Source organism: Prosthecobacter sp. (assembly GCF_044222565.1).
Classification (GTDB): Bacteria; Verrucomicrobiota; Verrucomicrobiia; order Verrucomicrobiales; family Verrucomicrobiaceae; genus Prosthecobacter.
This window is the reverse complement of the sequence record NZ_JBGANA010000013.1, coordinates 1-16202: the sequence shown is the minus strand read 5'-3', so window position 1 is coordinate 16202 and position 16202 is coordinate 1. Positions and strand designations below refer to the sequence as shown.

The following is a 16202-nucleotide window of genomic DNA, read 5'->3' as shown; positions in this document are numbered from 1 at the left end:
TCGGCCGCTCAGGGCTCTCCCATCTCGCATCAACGCCGCTTCACCGCACGAAGGCACGCCGCATGGGTCGATGATTCATTTGCTCCTTAGCCTCGCGGCGGCCACTCCACCCCGTCCAGCTCCTTTGGCAGTTCCTTCGGATCCCTCGGATAAATCAGCGTCATGTCGGGCTTCGTCGTCGCCCCCGGCAAAAACTCCACCTCCTCCGGTGCGCCAATGATCAGCCACAACACCTCCTCATCCGTGTCGTTAAACACCTGCCGCAGTTGATCCGGTCCCACCAGCACCCCGCCATGCTTCGGCACCGTCAGCGTCTCCTCTCCCACGCGCAGCTTCCCCGTGCCTTCGAGTACAAAATAAAACTCCTCCGCTCGCAGGTGCTTGTGCAGCGTGTTCGCGCTCTTCGGCGGCATGCGCCACAATCGTGCTCCCATGTTCTCGCTGCCAGTGCGCTCGAGAAAATCCGCATTCGGAATCTTCATCAGATTCGACAAACGCCACGTGAGATCACTCGGAGTGATGAGGTGATAGCCTTCCACAGGATTCATACAATCGTCATTCAAATTCACTAAACTAGGCTGTTCCACCAAAATTGCCTGATTTGATCATTCTTGAAAAGTCGCGGATCTCCGTGGCCATTCGCGTTATGAATCCTGAATTTGAAATCGTCTTTGGGAGCGCAGATTCAGAAGGATTTCTCTGCGGACTTCTAATCTCTGGCGTTGTTAAATCCGTGTCTCTTTCACTTAACAACTTTAAGTCGTCATCGAGATTCCCGCCGCCTCTCGCCTTCTCAGCTGTCCGCACGCCGCATCAATGTCCGGTCCCCGGGCCCGCCGCAGATGCGCCACCGTCCCATGCGCGCGCAGCTCCGTCAGAAACGCTTCCGTCTTCTCCACGCAGCTCGGAGCATACGTCCGCCCGCGCAGGCTCAGTCCCGTCGCATTGTACCGCAGCAGGTTCACGTGCATCCGCCTCCCATCCAGCAGCCGCGAAAGGTCACGCGCCTGCGCCAGCGAATCATTCACACCATCCAGCAGGCAATACTGAATCGTTGTGATCCTCCCGCTGCTCTCTTGATAGCGATCCACCGCCGCCAGCACATCCTCCACATCAAATCGTTTCCCCATCGGCAGCAGATCCGCCCGCGTCGCATCATCCGGCGCATGCAGAGACAGCGCCAGATGCACCCCCAGGTTCGCCTCCCGCAGTTCATCAATGCCCGGCACAATCCCCACAGTGGAAATCGTGATCTGCCTCCACCCGAACGCACCCAGCTTCGGATCCGCAATCCGCCTCACTGCCGCCAGCACGTTCTTCAGGTTCAGCATCGGTTCACCCATCCCCATGAACACAATTGTCCTCAGTGTCCGCCCTCCAGCTCGCGCCTCCCGCCTGAGCTGAATGAACTGCTCCACGATTTCTCCCGAGGTCAAATTCCTCTCAAACCCCGTCTGCGTCGTCGCGCAAAAATCACATCCCATCGCGCAGCCCACCTGGCTCGAAATGCAGCCCGCCGCCCTCTCCGCATGATAGTCCGGCATCAGCACAGACTCCACTGTACGCCCATCCTGCATGCGCAGCAGCAGCTTCGTCGTTCCGTCCTCAGACACCTGCCGCATCGCCAGGCTCGCTGCCTCATTTGCAAACGCACCTCGCAGCTTCTCCTTCAGCTCCGCAGGCAGAAGCATCCCCGGCCTCGGCCCACGTTTGTCTCCATGCACCTCCAGCAGATCTCGCAGCACCCTCGCCGCATGCCCTGCCTTAAATCCCTGCTCCTCCATCCACACCCCCAGCTCCTCCACTGAGAGGTCAGGTAGCGTGCACAATACTGCATGTCTGTTCGGCAGGCTCATTTCCCGGCAGGTTTGCTTTTCTTCGAAGCCTTTGCCTTCGGATTGAATGCCAGCGCCAGCCCCACCCAGTATAGCAGATCCGCCTCCGCGTCATACCCTTCCGGGTGCACAAAGACGTAGCCCTTCATTGGCCTGCCAGTGAAATCCATCGGCTTGCAGCCCTTGCGCTTCAGTGCCTCCGCCTCCACTTCGGGATCCAGTCGCACCATCAGGCGTGCCTGTGTCACACCCAGGCACATCTTGTCATTCACCATGAAGCACAGCCCTCCCATCATCGCCTTCGTTGCAAAGCGAAGGCGCCGGGCGGTCAGCAGATCGGTGATGCGGTCCGCAAGTGCGGTGTCGTAGGGCATGGCTCCTCATTTTTCGGGCCGCTCAAACTTTTTGCGAGCCTTTTCCACCTTGGCGCGGATGTGGCAGCCCTTCGCATGGTCATTGATCAGTCCCATCGCCTGCATGAATGCGTAAACCGTCGTCGGCCCCACGAATTTCCAGCCGCGCTTTTTAAGCTCCTTCGACAGCGCGATCGAAGCCGCCGAAGTGGACGCCGTCTGCGGCTCCGCCAGCGTCCCAATCTCCGGTTCATAGCTCCAGAAAAAGGCCGCCAGCGAGCCTTCCTCTTTCACCATCTCCTGCGCCCTCTTCGCGTTGTTGATCACCGCCTCGATCTTGCCGCGATGCCGGATGATGCCCTCGTCCAGCAGCAGTCGCGCCACATCCTTCTCGGTAAAGCGTGCCACACGGTCAAAGTCAAAGCCATGGAAAGCACGGCGGAAGTTTTCACGCTTGGTCAGGATCGTTCGCCAGCTCAGGCCGGACTGAAATCCCTCCAGGCAGAGCTTCTCAAACAATCGTTGTCCATCCGCCACTGGGAAGCCCCATTCGGTGTCATGGTACGCGGGGAATTCCGGCGCGGACGCGCACCAGTGGCAGCGCTCCTTGCCGTCGTCGGAGGTGTAGGTATGGCTCATGGCGGTTTTAGGAAATGAGAAACTGCAGGCGTTCATCGGCCATGCCCGGATCCAGCTCGTGGATCTCTGGAGTCACGATGCCTTCCACCACGAACGGGTCTTCATCCACACGCTGCTGCAGCTCCGCACGCGTGCTCCCGTGTGCAAGGATCCCGCCTCCCAGTCCGGGTTCCAGGCTCCCGGTCAGCAGGAAGACTCCTTCGGCAAATCCGCGTTTGATCCACGCTTTGTGCCCTTCCATAAATTCGGCGGCCCTGGTTTTCTTTTCAGTCAGATGGAGAAAAATAATGAACATAAGGATGAGGCATGAGTTGGTGGGAGAGATGAAAAAATTCAGCGCTTCCTTCGCCGCGTGCCCTGCTTGCCCAGTCCGGCCAGCCACGCTTGCACACGTGATACCTCTGCACGGATAAACGTTTCATCGCGGAAGGCCTGCGCCAGCGTCGCCGTCCCCTGGCTCCATGCCAGCAGATGCATCGCATGGGCTTTTGATTCTCCGCCGCAGCCCAGTTGCTCAAACTGGCTCTTCAGCCAGTCACGGAACAGGCTGAAAATCCGGTTCGCATTCGTCAGAGCCGCATGCTCCAGCTTCGCCAGCTCCGTGCATAGGGTTCCCACCGGACAGCCGTGCAGCAGAATCTTCGTGCGGTTCATGATGAGGATGTTGATGAAGCTTCCGATGCGTTCCGCCGCCGTGCATCCCTCCTTTTCCCACTGCGCCAGCATGTCGCGGGTGCGCCCCATGCGTCGTTCGATCACAGCTTCCAGCACGTCATCCCGCGTCTTGAAGTGGAACGTGAGATTCCCGCGCGTGATTTCCACCGCATCTGCAATGTCTCCCACGGAGATATACTCAAATCCCTTCTCATAAAACAGCCGGTCGGCTGTTTCGACGATTCGGTCTCTCGTGTTCTTGGCGCTCATGGTCTCGCAACAAAACCGGTTAGGACAAATGTCCTAATATGTCAAGCGCATCATCCTGCTGATATGTGCTGTCATCCCCGGCGTTTCATGCGTCTCATGAACACCTTCCTCCGCTCTGCCGCACTGTGTCTTGTCCTTTCTTCCCCGATGTCCCAGGCGCAGACCCAGACTCCGCCGGTTGAAATCAAGCCCGAGCTCTTCCAAAGCCTCAAGCTCGTCTATTCAGACACCTTCGACGGCCCCCTCAACACCGAGTTCTGGGAAGTCCGCCAGAACACCACCTGGGCCATCAAGGACGGCGTCCTCACCGGCTCCCCCTCCTCCAAGGAGTTTCAGGACAAGAAAAAAGCCAGCGATGATCCCTCTCACGCAGGACTCAAGCCCGTCATCTGGCTCAAAAAAGTCCCCGAAAATTTCGTCTGCTCCATGCGTGTCCGCTACGATGCCACAACCTACCAGAAGGGCTTTCCTCTCTTCGATCTCGGCCATCACATCCACACCCTCACCTTTAGCGAAAAAGCCACCACCCTCGTCATCAAAAAGAAAGTCGAAACCCTTCCCGTCGAGCAGCCTCTCTTCACCCTCAATCAGTGGCACGATGTCGTCATCGAACTCAAGAAAGGCACCATTCTCCTCAAGATCGACGGCATAAAACATGTCTTCGAAAGCAAAAACATCGACATGACCGGCCAGGCCCAGATTGACTTCAAAGCCGTCGATGCCGGCTCCTGCCAGATCGACTCCATCCACCTCTGGGAAGGCCAGTAATACCACGATCCATTGAAAACAGGTCCGTTCTCTAGGGCCGAAACTGCTCTGTTTAGCATCGGCCCTGAAGGGGCAGGGGATTCACCCCAGGGCGCTGGCGCGCAGCGCCAAGCCCTGGTATGGCAAATAATTCGGGAAGCAAATCCACCGCTTCACAATACCACGCCGGGGGCCAGCAGCGTCTGCATCGCGCCCCGACGCCTTCCAGACGTGTCGAGAACATTTTTTAACTGTTGATGGTATAAGCCCCCAAAAAAGCCTTCTCGTCATAGCAAAAGCCAAATTCCCACTCCCGGCTCTCCAGCTCCAAAAGCAGAGAACAGAGAACAGAGAACAGAGAACAGAGAACAGAGAACAGAGAACAGAGAACAGAGAACAGAGAACAGAGAACAGAGAACAGAGAACAGAGAACAAAAAAGCGCGCCGGAAACATATCCCAACGCGCTCTCGCTCATGCTCTCTCAAATCACCACCCCACAACCCTGTCGCTGTGGGGTATATTCATTCATCCTAGCTCCCCCCGCGCAGCGCCCCCGCCGATTTCGGCACCGGCATTTGCGTGGTGTTTCCAGACCCGCCAGCGTTGCGGTTGTAGCCGCCGCCCAGCGCCTTGTAGGCCTTCACAAACGCACCCAGCTGCTGCTGCTTAAGCTCCACGAGGTCCATCTTAGCCTCCAGCGCATCACGCTGGGTAAACAGCACTTCCGTGTAGTCCGCGCGTGCATTGAAGAACAGCTGGCCGGCGATCGTGATCGAATCATTGAGTGCTGCCACCTGCTGGCTCTTGAGGTCGTAGCTGCTGCCGTAGTTCTTGATCTGCGCCAGCTGGTTCACCGTCTCGATGTACGCTTTCAGCACCGTCTGCTGGTAGGCATAGATCGCAGAGATCTGCTTCGCGCTCGCTCCCAGAAACGCCGCCTTGATGGCGCTTCGGTTGATCAGCGGTGCCATCAGGTTGGCTGCTGCACCATACGCCACGGAGGCCGGAGCATTAAAGAATGAGCCCAGGCTGAACGACTGCAGGCCCAGCGCACCTTGAATGCTCAGGGCAGGGTAAAACCGCGCCGCCGCAGCTTTCACATCCAGTCCCGTCGCCGCCAGTTCCAGCTCCGCACGGCGCACGTCCGGACGGTTCCTCAGCAGTTCGATCGGCAGCCCGGTGTTGATGTTTGCCATCATCAGTTTGTCGAACCCGTCGGACCTGCGCTTCACATGCTGCGGATAGCGGCCGGTCAGATAGTTCAGCCTGTTTTCCGCCACCACGATCTGCTGCTGGATCTTGAAGAGCCGGCTCTGGTTCTTCAGCACTTCAGCCTCAAAGCGTCGCACCGCCAGCTCCGTCACTCGCGCGTTCGCCTTCTGCAGCTTCACGGCTTCCAGCGCATTCTTCTGGTTCTCGATCATCGCCGTCAGAATGGACAGCTGGTTGTCAAAGGCCACCAGCTCATAATAGGTCTGAGCGATTTCGGCCACGATCGTTGTGATCATGAAGTTTCGTCCTTCCTGCGTGCCAAGGTAGCGCAGGATCGCGGCATCACGCTCGTTCCGCAGCTTTCTCCAGATGTCCACTTCCCAGTCGAAGTCCGCGGACAGCCCGAAGTTCGGCGTGTTGGTCGGTATGGCCCTTCCAGCCGCGATCTCGTTTGCGATGTTATCCTCCGCTGCCCCCGCTGACGTATGACGTCCCACCTTGTCGATGCCCGTCGTCGTTCCTGCGCTCACAAACGGGAAAAGCCTCCCTCGGGTCAGGCGCACATCCTGTTTCGCAAACTCAATCTCCTGAATCAGGATGTTCAGCTCCTGGTTGTTCTGCAGCGCATTGCTGATCAGCGCCTTCAGGTTCGGGTCCTTGAAGTATTCCTGCCACCCGATCATCGCGGAACTTTTTTTCCCGATCGTGTCTGGAAAATTCTTCGGCAATGGCGGGTCGCTCGAGGGCAGCGGTCCGCGTCGGAGCACCGACGAGCACCCCTGCACAAGGACACACATGCAGGCCAGATTAAATGCTAGGAACTTGCGATTCACTTTTTTCATGATCATGCTTACCGTACTCTCCGAGTTCGCTCAACGGCATATCGTCTTCGTCAGGGAGGAGTTTCCCCTTGGCGGCTATGGTGCCAAAGATGTAGTAGAGTCCGGGAATAACGAGGAGGCCGATGATCGTTCCCAGCAGCATGCCGCCGGCGGCTGAGGCACCGATGGTCTTGTTCGCGATGGCACCCGCTCCGGAGGCCCTCAGCAGGGGAATCATCCCGGCAACAAAGGCGAAGGAGGTCATCAAAATCGGGCGGAAGCGCACCTTCGCACCTTCAATGGCGGCTTCCAGAATGGTCAGGCCTTCATGGTGTCGCTGCTGCGCAAATTCCACGATCAGAATCGCGTTCTTCCCCAGCAGACCCACGAGCATGATCAGCCCCACCTGCGCATAGATGTCATTGCTCAGCTCCATGCCCTTCAGCAGCACAAAGGATCCCATCACCCCGATCGGCAGGGACAGAATAACCGCCAGCGGCAGCGTGAAGCTCTCATACTGGCCCACCAGCACCAGGTAAACGAACAGCAGCACCACGATGAAGATCACGATCGCCTCGTTGCCTCGCGCAGCTTCGTCAAACGACAGGCCCGCCCACGCGATGTCGTAGCCGCGCGGCAGGGTTTTCGCCACCTCCTTGATCGCGGCGATGGCTTCGCCGCTGCTGAATCCATCCGCCGGCGCTCCCTGAATGCTCGGAGCCGGATACGCGTTGTATCGGGTGATTTCATTCAGGCCCAGCCGCGGCTTCAGCGTCATGAAGGCTGAGTAGGGCACCATCTCGCCTTTGTCATTGGCCACGTACAAGTCCTGCAGGTCCTTCGGCAGTTTGCGGTAGTCCGGATGCGCCTGAATGTAGAGCTTCCAGAACCGGTTAAACAGAATGAAGCCCTGCTCGTAAGTACTTCCCACCATGATGTCCAGGTTGTCCATCGCCTTGCCGATCGAGACTCCCTTCTGCATCGCAATCTTGTTGTCGATCACGATTTCAAGCTGCGGATAGTTCGCGCTGAAGAAGGTGAACAGGCCGCGCACTTCCTTTCGCTTCGCCAGCTTCTCCATGAACTCGTTGTTCACCACCTGCAGACGGTCATAGTCACCCGAGTTCGTTTTGTCCAGAAGGCTCAGCGCAAAGCCGCCCGCCGCACCGTAGCCTGGCACCGCCGGCGGTTCGAAGAACTCGATCCGCACGCCCGAGATTTTGGAGCACTTCTCCTTGAGCTCCGCGATGATCTCCGGCGCTGTCATCTTGCGTTCCTCCCAGTTGGTGAGGTTGATCAGACACGTTCCCGAGTTCGAGCCGCGGCCTTCCGTCAGCACTTCATAGCCTGCCAGCGTGGAGACCGAGTCGATGCCTTCGATCTCTTTGGCCACTTTCATCATCTCACGTGACTTCGCATAGGTTCGCTCCAGTGTCGTCCCCGGTGGCGTCTGCAAGATCGCGTAGATCATGCCCTGGTCCTCCGTCGGAATGAATCCGGACGGCAGCGTGAGGTTGATGAAGTAGATCCCCGCCATCGCTCCTCCCAGCACCAGGAAGGTCAGAAGACGGCGGTGCACGATGTGCTTCAGCAGGCCCACATACACATTCGTCGCCTTGTCGAACCAGTAGTTGAAGATGCCCAGCAGCCACGCGATCGGCCCTCTCGGCTTGTGATGATGATGATCCGACTTCTTCAGGATCATCGCGCACAGCACCGGCGTCAGCGTCAGCGCCATCACGCCGGAAAGAATGATCGCCACCGCCATCGTGATCGAGAATTGTCGGTAGAACACGCCCACCGGGCCGGACATGAACGTCACCGGCACGAACACCGCCGTCATCACCAGCGTGATCGCGATAACCGCACCCGCGATCTCATGCAGCACCATCTGGGTCGCTCGATACGGCGAGATGTCCGTGCCATGCATCTTCGCATGCACGGCCTCCACCACCACGATCGGGTCGTCCACCACGATCCCGATCGCCAGCACCAGCGCGAACAGCGTGATCAGATTGATGTTCACATCCAGCATCTGCATCAGGAAGAAAGCTCCCACCAGGGACACCGGCACCGCCAGGGTCGGAATCAGCGTGGATCGCCAGTCTCCCAGGAAGACGAACACCACCAGCGCCACCAGCACGAAGGCTTCCACCAGCGTGTGCAGCACCTGGTGGATCGAGGCATCCAGGAAGCTGGAGACGTCATAGCTGATCTTGTAGTCCATGCCCGGCGGGAAGGTCTTCTTGGCATCCTCCAGCTTGCCCTTCAGCTCTTTGATAACCTCCGCTGCATTGCTTCCATAGCTCTGCTTGATCACGATCGCCGCGGAAGGGTCGCCATCCAGGTCGGAGTACAAGTCGTAGAATTCGCTTCCCAGTTCCACCTCTGCCACATCCTTCAGCTTCAGCAGCTCCCCGTTCTCCGTGGAGCGCAGGATCACGTTCTCATACTGTTCTGCTGTGTTAAATCGTCCCACATACGTCAGCACGTATTCCAGCGACTGGGACGTCTTGCTGTCCGCTCGTCCTATTCGTCCCGGAGACCCGATCATGCTTTGCTCTCGTAGCGCCGTCATCACCATCTCGCTTGAGACATTGTAGGCACGCATGCGGTCCGGCTTCAGCCACACGCGCATCGCATACTGGCGCGTTCCGAGAATCTTTACGTAACCGACGCCGCGTGTGCGGAACAGTTCCGGAAACAGCGAGATGTACGCGTAGTTGAACAGGAACTTCATGTCCGCGTTCTTGTCCTTGCTGTACAGGTTCACGTACATCAGCATGTTCGGCGCCAGGTTCCACACGATGATGCCCTCTCGAACCACCAGCGGCGGTAGTCGGAAGGACACCGCGTTCACACGGTTGAGCACGTTCACCGTCGCCTGGTTCGGGTCCGTCCCCATGTGGAAGAAGATCTGGATCACCGCCTCGCCGGAGCTCGCCGCGCTGGACACCATGTACTTCATGTTCTGCACCCCGTTGATGGACTGCTCCAGCGGGATGAGGCAGGACTCTTCCAGCACCTTCGCGCTCGCACCCGGGTAGTCCAGCGTCACCGTCACAAGCACCGGCGCCACATTCGGGAACTGGGAGATGGGCAGCGTTAGGATCGAAAGCCCTCCCAGAAAGAGGATGATCAGCGAAATAACAATGGCCAGGGCTGGCCTTTTCAGGATCTTCGTAAACATGGTAGAGGTATTTTATTCCGCCTTGATCTTCAAATTTTTGAAGGCTTCCGCCGCTCCGACTGTCTTGTAGTCGCTTGCCTTGTCGCCATCGCGTGCCTGCAGCACTCCTTCAAAAATGATCCTGTCGCCCGTGGTCACACCTGAACTGACGATGAACAGATCCTCCACTTCCTCTACCACGTGAATTCTCTCCTGCTTGATGATCTCATCCTTGCCCACCACATACACATAGTGGTGGTCTAGGATTTCAAACGTCGCCTTCTGCGGCACCAGGATCGCGCCTCTCACCATTTTCTGCATCCGGATGTTGCCCGTTTCTCCGTGGCGGAGCAGACGGTCCGGATTCGGGAAATCCGCGCGGAACGGAATGGTTCCTGTCTGGTTGTTAAACTCTGCCTCGATGACGTTGAGTCTTCCGGGCTGGTTGAAAGTCTTGCCATTCGCCATCACCAGCTGGACTTTCTTTCTTTCTTCCGGCTGCGGCTGGGTCATGTAGTCCAGGTATTCCGCCTCGGGCACGTTGAAATACACCCACATCTCGCTGTTGTCAGAAAGCGTGGTCAGCAGGTCCCCCTCGTCCACCAGGCTTCCGTTTCGCAGCCTCAGTCGGTCCATCAGTCCCGGAAACGGCGCGTTGATGTTGGTAAACCCTAGATGCGCCTGCGCCAGGTTCACCTCCGCCATCTTCGCGTCATACTTGGCCTTCGCCATCGCCAGTTCCTTGTCAGACACCACCTTGTTTTCGGTCAGGCGCTTGGTGTTCTCGAACTCCACCTTCGCCACCTGCGCTTCCGCCTCCGCACTCTTCAGCTCCGCCTGGTACACCAGCGGCATGATTTTGAACATCGGATCGCCCTCTTTCACCAGCTGGCCTTCCTTCACAAAGACTCCTTCCAGGTAGCCTCTCTCCAGGGCTCTCACCTCAATGTTGCGGCAGGAGCGAATTTGACAGACATATTCACGGGACACGAGCGTATCCTGCTGGATCGGGTTCGTCAGGACCAGCTGCGGCTTCTCTTCCTCCTCCGTGTGTTCCGCCTCCTTGTGGTGGCAGCCGCTGAGGATCACGCTGGCCAGCAGGCCGACTAACATGAGGGATTTGCGGGGAGAGATATGCAGGGATTCCATTCTTGGTGCATACGAAGCCATAAACCACGGTCTATTCATATAACCTCTTCAGGGGGTTTTTACACCCAGCCCCGGCACCACTGGCAGCCTCCCCCAGAAAGGAATGCCGCCACAAAGCCATACAAAATCGTCTATTTCACCCCCGTCGAAGGGCTGCTCCTGGCACCGCAATCATCAAGAGTTGGCCCAAAAAAGGACCGCTTAAAACATTTAATATCAATGATATAAATCCAATTCATTCCCCGCTCATGGAATCCTGGCATGGCACCCGGGCTGCTAAAGCTCCCTTGATATTCAGCCTGCGTTCTCCGCTCCCCTCCACACCCCCTCTGTCATCACGATTTTAGGGGATCCGGGTACCCCCCGTTCATTCTGCTGATACTGCGTCACCAGCAGGTCCACCGCCGCCGCTCCCAGCACCGCCGCCTGCTGGTCGATCCCCGCCACCTCCGCCATGTCCGCCCGCCACCCCAGCGTCACATGCTCCGGCCTCCGTCCTGCAGGCAGGCTCTCCAGCCAGCCCTTCACCACATGCCCTCCGTCGATCACCACCTCCGGCTTCACGGTCTTCACCCAATCCAGAAAGTCACCCCGGCTCGGCACCTTCCTCAGCGCCAGCAGCTTGCCGGGCTCCGCCAGCGGATGGTGCGCCAGAAAGCTCGCCGACCATGCACGAAACATGCGCTCATTGATCGTGCTTCCACAGTAAAATCCGATCCTCTTATACCGCTGCTTTTTCAGCATCCGCAGCGCCGTCATCATTCCCAGATAATGGTGATGATGCACCCGGTGCAACTGCGGCCGCGCATACCCCAGCCCGATCACCACACTGCAAAACTTCTCCCAAGCCATGCTCACATGCCCCCGGCTCCGCGACACCAGCGGAGACAGGATGAATCCCGGTATCCCCCGTGCCTCCAAAATCTCCGAAAGCCTCCGCCCTGTCATCCCCCGCGCTGCCAGGTGAAACTCCTCCAGCTGAAACCCCAGTTTCGCCGCCTGCCGCCGCGCCCCCAGCACCAGTTGCTGCGACCACGACGACCGCCCGATCTCCTCCGCCCCCCGTTCCGCCCACACAAACGCCAGCGTCCTCGGCTCCGCCACCTCCCGCGCCTGCCGCATATGCCTCATCAGCTTCGCGATCTCCGGGTCCGGCCGGTACCCCATCTTCTCCGCCATCCTCACAATCCTCTCCTTCAAAGACGCCTCCACATGCTTCCCCCCGCGCAGCGCACGCGAAACCGTCATCTTGGAAACCCCAAGCCTCACCGCAAGATCATTCAAAGAAACCCGCCCCATCCCCCACTCTACCCTCCCAAATCATAAATCATAAATCGTAAATCATAAATTCCCCGCCACACGTATCCCCGCTCTCACCCCCTCCTCGCCATGCCCACCGCCAAAGCCTACGCCGCCTCCAGCCCCACCTCCGCACTCTCCCACCTCAGCATCCCCCGCCGCGCTCCCACCGACCGCGATGTCGAGCTCGACATCCTCTACTGCGGCGTCTGCCACTCCGACCTCCACCAGGCCCGCAACGAGTGGAGCGCCATGCCCACCGTCTATCCCTGCGTCCCCGGCCACGAAATCGTCGGTCGCATCACCCAGGTCGGCTCCGCCGTCAAAAAGCACAAAGTCGGCGACATCGTCGGCGTCGGCTGCCTCGTCGGCTCCGACCAGTCCTGCCCCCAGTGCGCCGCCAACCTTGAGCAGTTCTGCCCCCACGCCACCTTCACCTACAATTCCCCCGACAAGCACGGCACTGCCCCCGTCACCTACGGCGGCTACTCCTCCTCCATCGTCGTCGATGAGCACTTCGCCCTCACCGTCCCCGCAAACCTCAGCCTCCCCGGCGTCGCCCCGCTCCTCTGCGCCGGCATCACCACCTACTCCCCCATGCGCCGCTGGGGCGACCTCAAAGGCAAAAAAGTCGGCGTCGTCGGCCTCGGCGGCCTCGGCCACATGGGCGTCAAATTCGCCCACGCCTTCGGTGCCCACACCGTCGTCCTCTCCACCTCCCCCAAAAAGAAAGACGCCGCACTCGCCCTCGGTGCCGATGAAGTCATCATCTCCACCGACGCCAACGAAATGCAGCGCCACGCCTTCAGCTTCGACTTCATCCTCGACACCGTCTCCGCCGACCACGACATCAACGCCTACCTCAACCTCCTCAAAATCGACGGCACCCTCACCCTCGTCGGCGCCCCCGACAAACCTCTCCCCGTCTCCGCCTTCGGCCTCCTCTTCGGTCGCAAGCGCCTCGCCGGATCCCTCATCGGCGGCATCGCCGAAACCCAGGAAATGCTCAACTTCTGCGGCACTCACAACATCACCTCCGACGTCGAAATCATCCCCATCCAAAAAATCAACGAAGCCTACGACCGCCTCCTCAAAAGCGACGTCAAATACCGCTTCTCCATCGACATGGCCTCCCTCAAATCCGAGTAAACGAAACCCCTCTCCAAAACGCGGTGCCCTCCCAAAGGCACCGCGTTTTTCATTTTCCTCCATCGCCCCACTTTCGTCCTCGTCCTCCTACTCGAACTCGTCCTTGATCCATCCGCTCCGTCGCAACCACACCTCCGCGCTCCCCCATGTCCCAAATCATAAATCATAAATCGTAAATCATAAATTCCCCCGCCCCTCTGTTACCGTAACAAACACTCCACGATTGCTTTCCCCCCTCGCCATCGTTTAAAACCACCCTCAACCATGAAATCCGTCCTCCTCGCCACCCTCCTCACCCTCGGCGCCGCCGCTGCGGCCCACGCGCAGCCCCTCTGGCTCGAGGCCGAATCCTTCTCCTCTCCCGGCGGCTGGGTTCTCGACACCCAGTTCATCGATGTCATGGGCTCCCCCTACCTCATGGCCCACGGCATGGGCAAGCCCGTCAAAGACGCCACCACCACCATCGACCTCCCCGCCGGCACCTACACCCTCTGGGCCCGCACCAAAAACTGGGTCGCCCCCTTCAATGCCACCGGCGCCCCCGGCCGCTTCGAGATCACCGTCAACGGCCAGAAGCTCGACCACACCTTCGGCACCACCGGAAAAGACTGGCAGTGGGAAAAATCAGCCCCCGTCAAAATCACCGGCAAAGGAAAAACCACCCTCGCCCTCCACGACCTCACCGGCTTCGATGGCCGCGTCGATGCCCTCATCCTCAGCAAAGACGACAGCTTCACCCCGCCAAACGACCTCGCCGCCACCAACAAGCTCCGCCGCCAGCTCCTCGGCCTCCCCGAAAAAGCCCCCGAGACCACCGAGTACGATCTCGTCGTCATCGGCGGCGGCTACTCCGGCATGGGCGCCGCCATCTCCGGCGCACGCCAGGGCCTCAAAGTCGCCTTCATCCAAAACCGCCCCGTCCTCGGCGGCAACGGCTCCAGCGAAATCCAGGTCTGGGCCATGGGCGGCACCCGTCGCGGCCTCTACCCCCACCTCGGCGAGATCGTCGAAGAATTCGCCGACCGCGCCAGCAACAGCCCCGCCGCCAATCCCCAGGAGTTCAATGACAAGCTCAAAGAAGACACCGTCGAAGCCGAGAAAACCATCTCCCTCCATCTCAATACCCACGTTTACGGCGTCGAAATGACCACCGACAAAAAGAACATCCGCTCCGTCATCGGCCTCGATACCAAGACCGGCAAAGAAACCCGCTTCCTCGGCAAGCTCTTCGTGGACTGTACCGGCCACGGCAGCGTCGGTGCCCTCGCCGGAGCCGAGTTCATGATGGAGGAAAAAGGCCGCATGGGCATGAGCAACATGTGGGTCATGCAAAACCTCAAGCACCCCGTCACCTGGCCCGCCACCCCCTGGGCCCTCCCCCTCAAATTGGAGGACTTCCCCGAGCCACGCCCCCTCGCCCCCGTCGGCAAAAAGAACGCCGAAAACATGAAAGGCTACGACCTCGGCTACACCCCCGTGCCCGATCCCGAAGACTACGTCCACGGCGAATGGTTCTGGGAAAGCGGCTTCGACAAGCACCCCATCAACGACCTCGAACTCATCCGCGACCACAACTTCCGCGCCGTTTACGGAGCCGTTACCGCCCTCAAAACCCTCAAGGCCGACAAGTACGCCGACTTCGATCTCACCTGGCTCGCCTACATCGGCGGCCCCCGCGAATCCCGCCGCATCGTTGGCGACATGATCCTCAACGGCGAAGACATGGTCAAAGGCATCATCCACCCCGATGGCTGCGTCCCCACCACCTGGGACCAGGACCTCCACTACCCCAAAGAACAGTACGCCAAAAACTTCCCCGACAATCCCTTCATCAGCCGCGCCGAATTCGGCAAGCACACCGACCGCAAAAACGGCTACCCCGTCCCCTACCGCTGCTTCTACAGCAAAGACATCGGCAATCTCTTCATGGCCGGCCGCACCATCTCCGTCGAGCGCCACGCCCTCGGCTCCACCCGAGTCATGCGCACCTGCGGCATGATGGGCGAAGTCGTCGGCAAAGCCGCCTGGATCTGCGTCCGCCACCACACCTCCCCCCGTGGCGTCTATGAGCAGTACCTCGACATCCTCAAAGACCTCATGTCCCAGCCCGGCGCCATGCGCCGCGATACCCTCGAAGGCAGCCTCTACCTCCCCGCCAACGCCAAAAAACTCCCCGATCTCCCCCCACCCGGCGCCGCCGACTCAGGCGAAGGCAGCATCGACCCCAAAAAGCTCGAAGGCATCGTCATCGACGACACCGAAGCCGAGCTCACCGGCAAATGGGCCCACGGCCAGGGCCTCAAGCCCTACATCGGCAAACACTACAGCTACACCGGCGACAAAGCCGCCAGCGCCCGCTTCCCCTTCAGCGTCAAGCAGACCGGCAACTACGAAGTCCGCATCTACTTCCAGCCCCACGAAAACCGCGCCAAAACCGCCCCCGTCACCCTCCTCACCGCCGACGGCGAAAAGCAGGTGACCGTCGATCAAACCAAAGCCCCCAAAGATCCTCAGGGAGCTTACACTTTGGGAACTTACAAGTTCAATGCAGGCGAAGAGTCCGCAGTGATTTTTCGCACCGCAAACGCAGGCGGCAATGTCCATCTCGACGCTGTCCAGATCGTCCCCGCCAAATGACCCCCGAATGGGAACTTTAAACCTGAAACTTTAAACTCCCTCCCGCAATTCACCGCCGGCGAAGAATCCGCCGTCATCTTCCGCACCACCGGAGCCGGCGGCAACGTCCACCTCGACGCCGTCCAGATCCTCCCCGCCAAGTAGACCAGTTCTCGAAAAGATTGTCATTTTGACCGGCGAGCGCAGCGGCCCCAGTGGCAAGGCGGGAGCGCCGCCTGCTATTGAAGAATGACAGGCAAGCGACTAACGCAGCCAATGGGGCCGCTC

The 16202-nt window shown here is 59.3% G+C and carries 13 protein-coding genes; 3 read left to right on the top strand and 10 right to left on the bottom strand.

Annotated elements, in window-relative coordinates; all coding sequences use genetic code 11:
• Window positions 1-86: 86 nt before the first annotated feature.
• The 6 genes from ACILSR_RS18985 to ACILSR_RS18960 all read right to left on the bottom strand — a co-directional run bounded on the left by ACILSR_RS18985 (window position 87) and on the right by ACILSR_RS18960 (window position 3751).
• Window positions 87-548: a cupin domain-containing protein gene (locus ACILSR_RS18985; protein WP_395751375.1), complete on the bottom strand. Its 462-nt coding sequence runs from the start codon at window positions 546-548 to the stop codon at window positions 87-89.
• Window positions 549-755: 207 nt separating this feature from the next.
• Entirely contained in the window at window positions 756-1856 is a 1101-nt protein-coding gene (gene rlmN / locus ACILSR_RS18980) for a 23S rRNA (adenine(2503)-C(2))-methyltransferase RlmN (protein ID WP_395751374.1), read from the bottom strand.
• A complete protein-coding gene (locus ACILSR_RS18975; RefSeq protein WP_395751373.1) occupies window positions 1853-2209 on the bottom strand; it encodes a TfoX/Sxy family protein in 357 nt (118 codons plus the stop codon). Before ACILSR_RS18975 ends, rlmN begins: the two co-directional genes overlap by 4 nt.
• Before the next feature lie 6 nt (window positions 2210-2215).
• A complete protein-coding gene (locus ACILSR_RS18970) occupies window positions 2216-2827 on the bottom strand; it encodes a DNA-3-methyladenine glycosylase I (RefSeq protein WP_395751372.1) in 612 nt (203 codons plus the stop codon).
• A 7-nt stretch (window positions 2828-2834) separates the two neighbouring features.
• On the bottom strand, window positions 2835-3122 hold the full coding sequence (locus ACILSR_RS18965) for a YciI family protein (protein WP_395751371.1): 288 nt from the start codon (window positions 3120-3122) through the stop codon (window positions 2835-2837).
• Window positions 3123-3160: 38 nt separating this feature from the next.
• On the bottom strand, window positions 3161-3751 hold the full coding sequence (locus ACILSR_RS18960; protein ID WP_395751370.1) for a TetR family transcriptional regulator: 591 nt from the start codon (window positions 3749-3751) through the stop codon (window positions 3161-3163).
• Between the two features lie 96 nt (window positions 3752-3847).
• On the opposite strand from ACILSR_RS18960, the gene ACILSR_RS18955 reads away from it, so the two are divergent.
• On the top strand, window positions 3848-4519 hold the full coding sequence (locus ACILSR_RS18955; protein ID WP_395751369.1) for a hypothetical protein: 672 nt from the start codon (window positions 3848-3850) through the stop codon (window positions 4517-4519).
• Window positions 4520-5029: 510 nt separating this feature from the next.
• Here the strand turns inward: ACILSR_RS18955 and ACILSR_RS18950 are convergent.
• From ACILSR_RS18950 to ACILSR_RS18935, 4 genes are all read right to left on the bottom strand, one after another.
• Window positions 5030-6508, bottom strand: a complete 1479-nt coding sequence (locus tag ACILSR_RS18950; protein WP_395751543.1) for a TolC family protein — start codon at window positions 6506-6508, stop codon at window positions 5030-5032.
• 10 nt (window positions 6509-6518) lie between these two features.
• Window positions 6519-9722, bottom strand: coding sequence for an efflux RND transporter permease subunit (locus ACILSR_RS18945; protein WP_395751368.1), 3204 nt, complete (start codon window positions 9720-9722; stop codon window positions 6519-6521).
• 12 nt (window positions 9723-9734) lie between these two features.
• Window positions 9735-10814: an efflux RND transporter periplasmic adaptor subunit gene (locus ACILSR_RS18940; protein ID WP_395751367.1), complete on the bottom strand. Its 1080-nt coding sequence runs from the start codon at window positions 10812-10814 to the stop codon at window positions 9735-9737.
• 330 nt (window positions 10815-11144) lie between these two features.
• Window positions 11145-12149, bottom strand: a complete 1005-nt coding sequence (locus tag ACILSR_RS18935; protein ID WP_395751366.1) for a LacI family DNA-binding transcriptional regulator — start codon at window positions 12147-12149, stop codon at window positions 11145-11147.
• Window positions 12150-12239: 90 nt separating this feature from the next.
• Here ACILSR_RS18935 and ACILSR_RS18930 point away from each other — a divergent pair, with 90 nt between their 5' ends.
• Window positions 12240-13298: an NAD(P)-dependent alcohol dehydrogenase gene (locus ACILSR_RS18930; RefSeq protein ID WP_395751365.1), complete on the top strand. Its 1059-nt coding sequence runs from the start codon at window positions 12240-12242 to the stop codon at window positions 13296-13298.
• 264 nt (window positions 13299-13562) lie between these two features.
• A complete protein-coding gene (locus tag ACILSR_RS18925; RefSeq protein WP_395751364.1) occupies window positions 13563-15935 on the top strand; it encodes an FAD-dependent oxidoreductase in 2373 nt (790 codons plus the stop codon).
• Window positions 15936-16202: the final 267 nt, after the last annotated feature.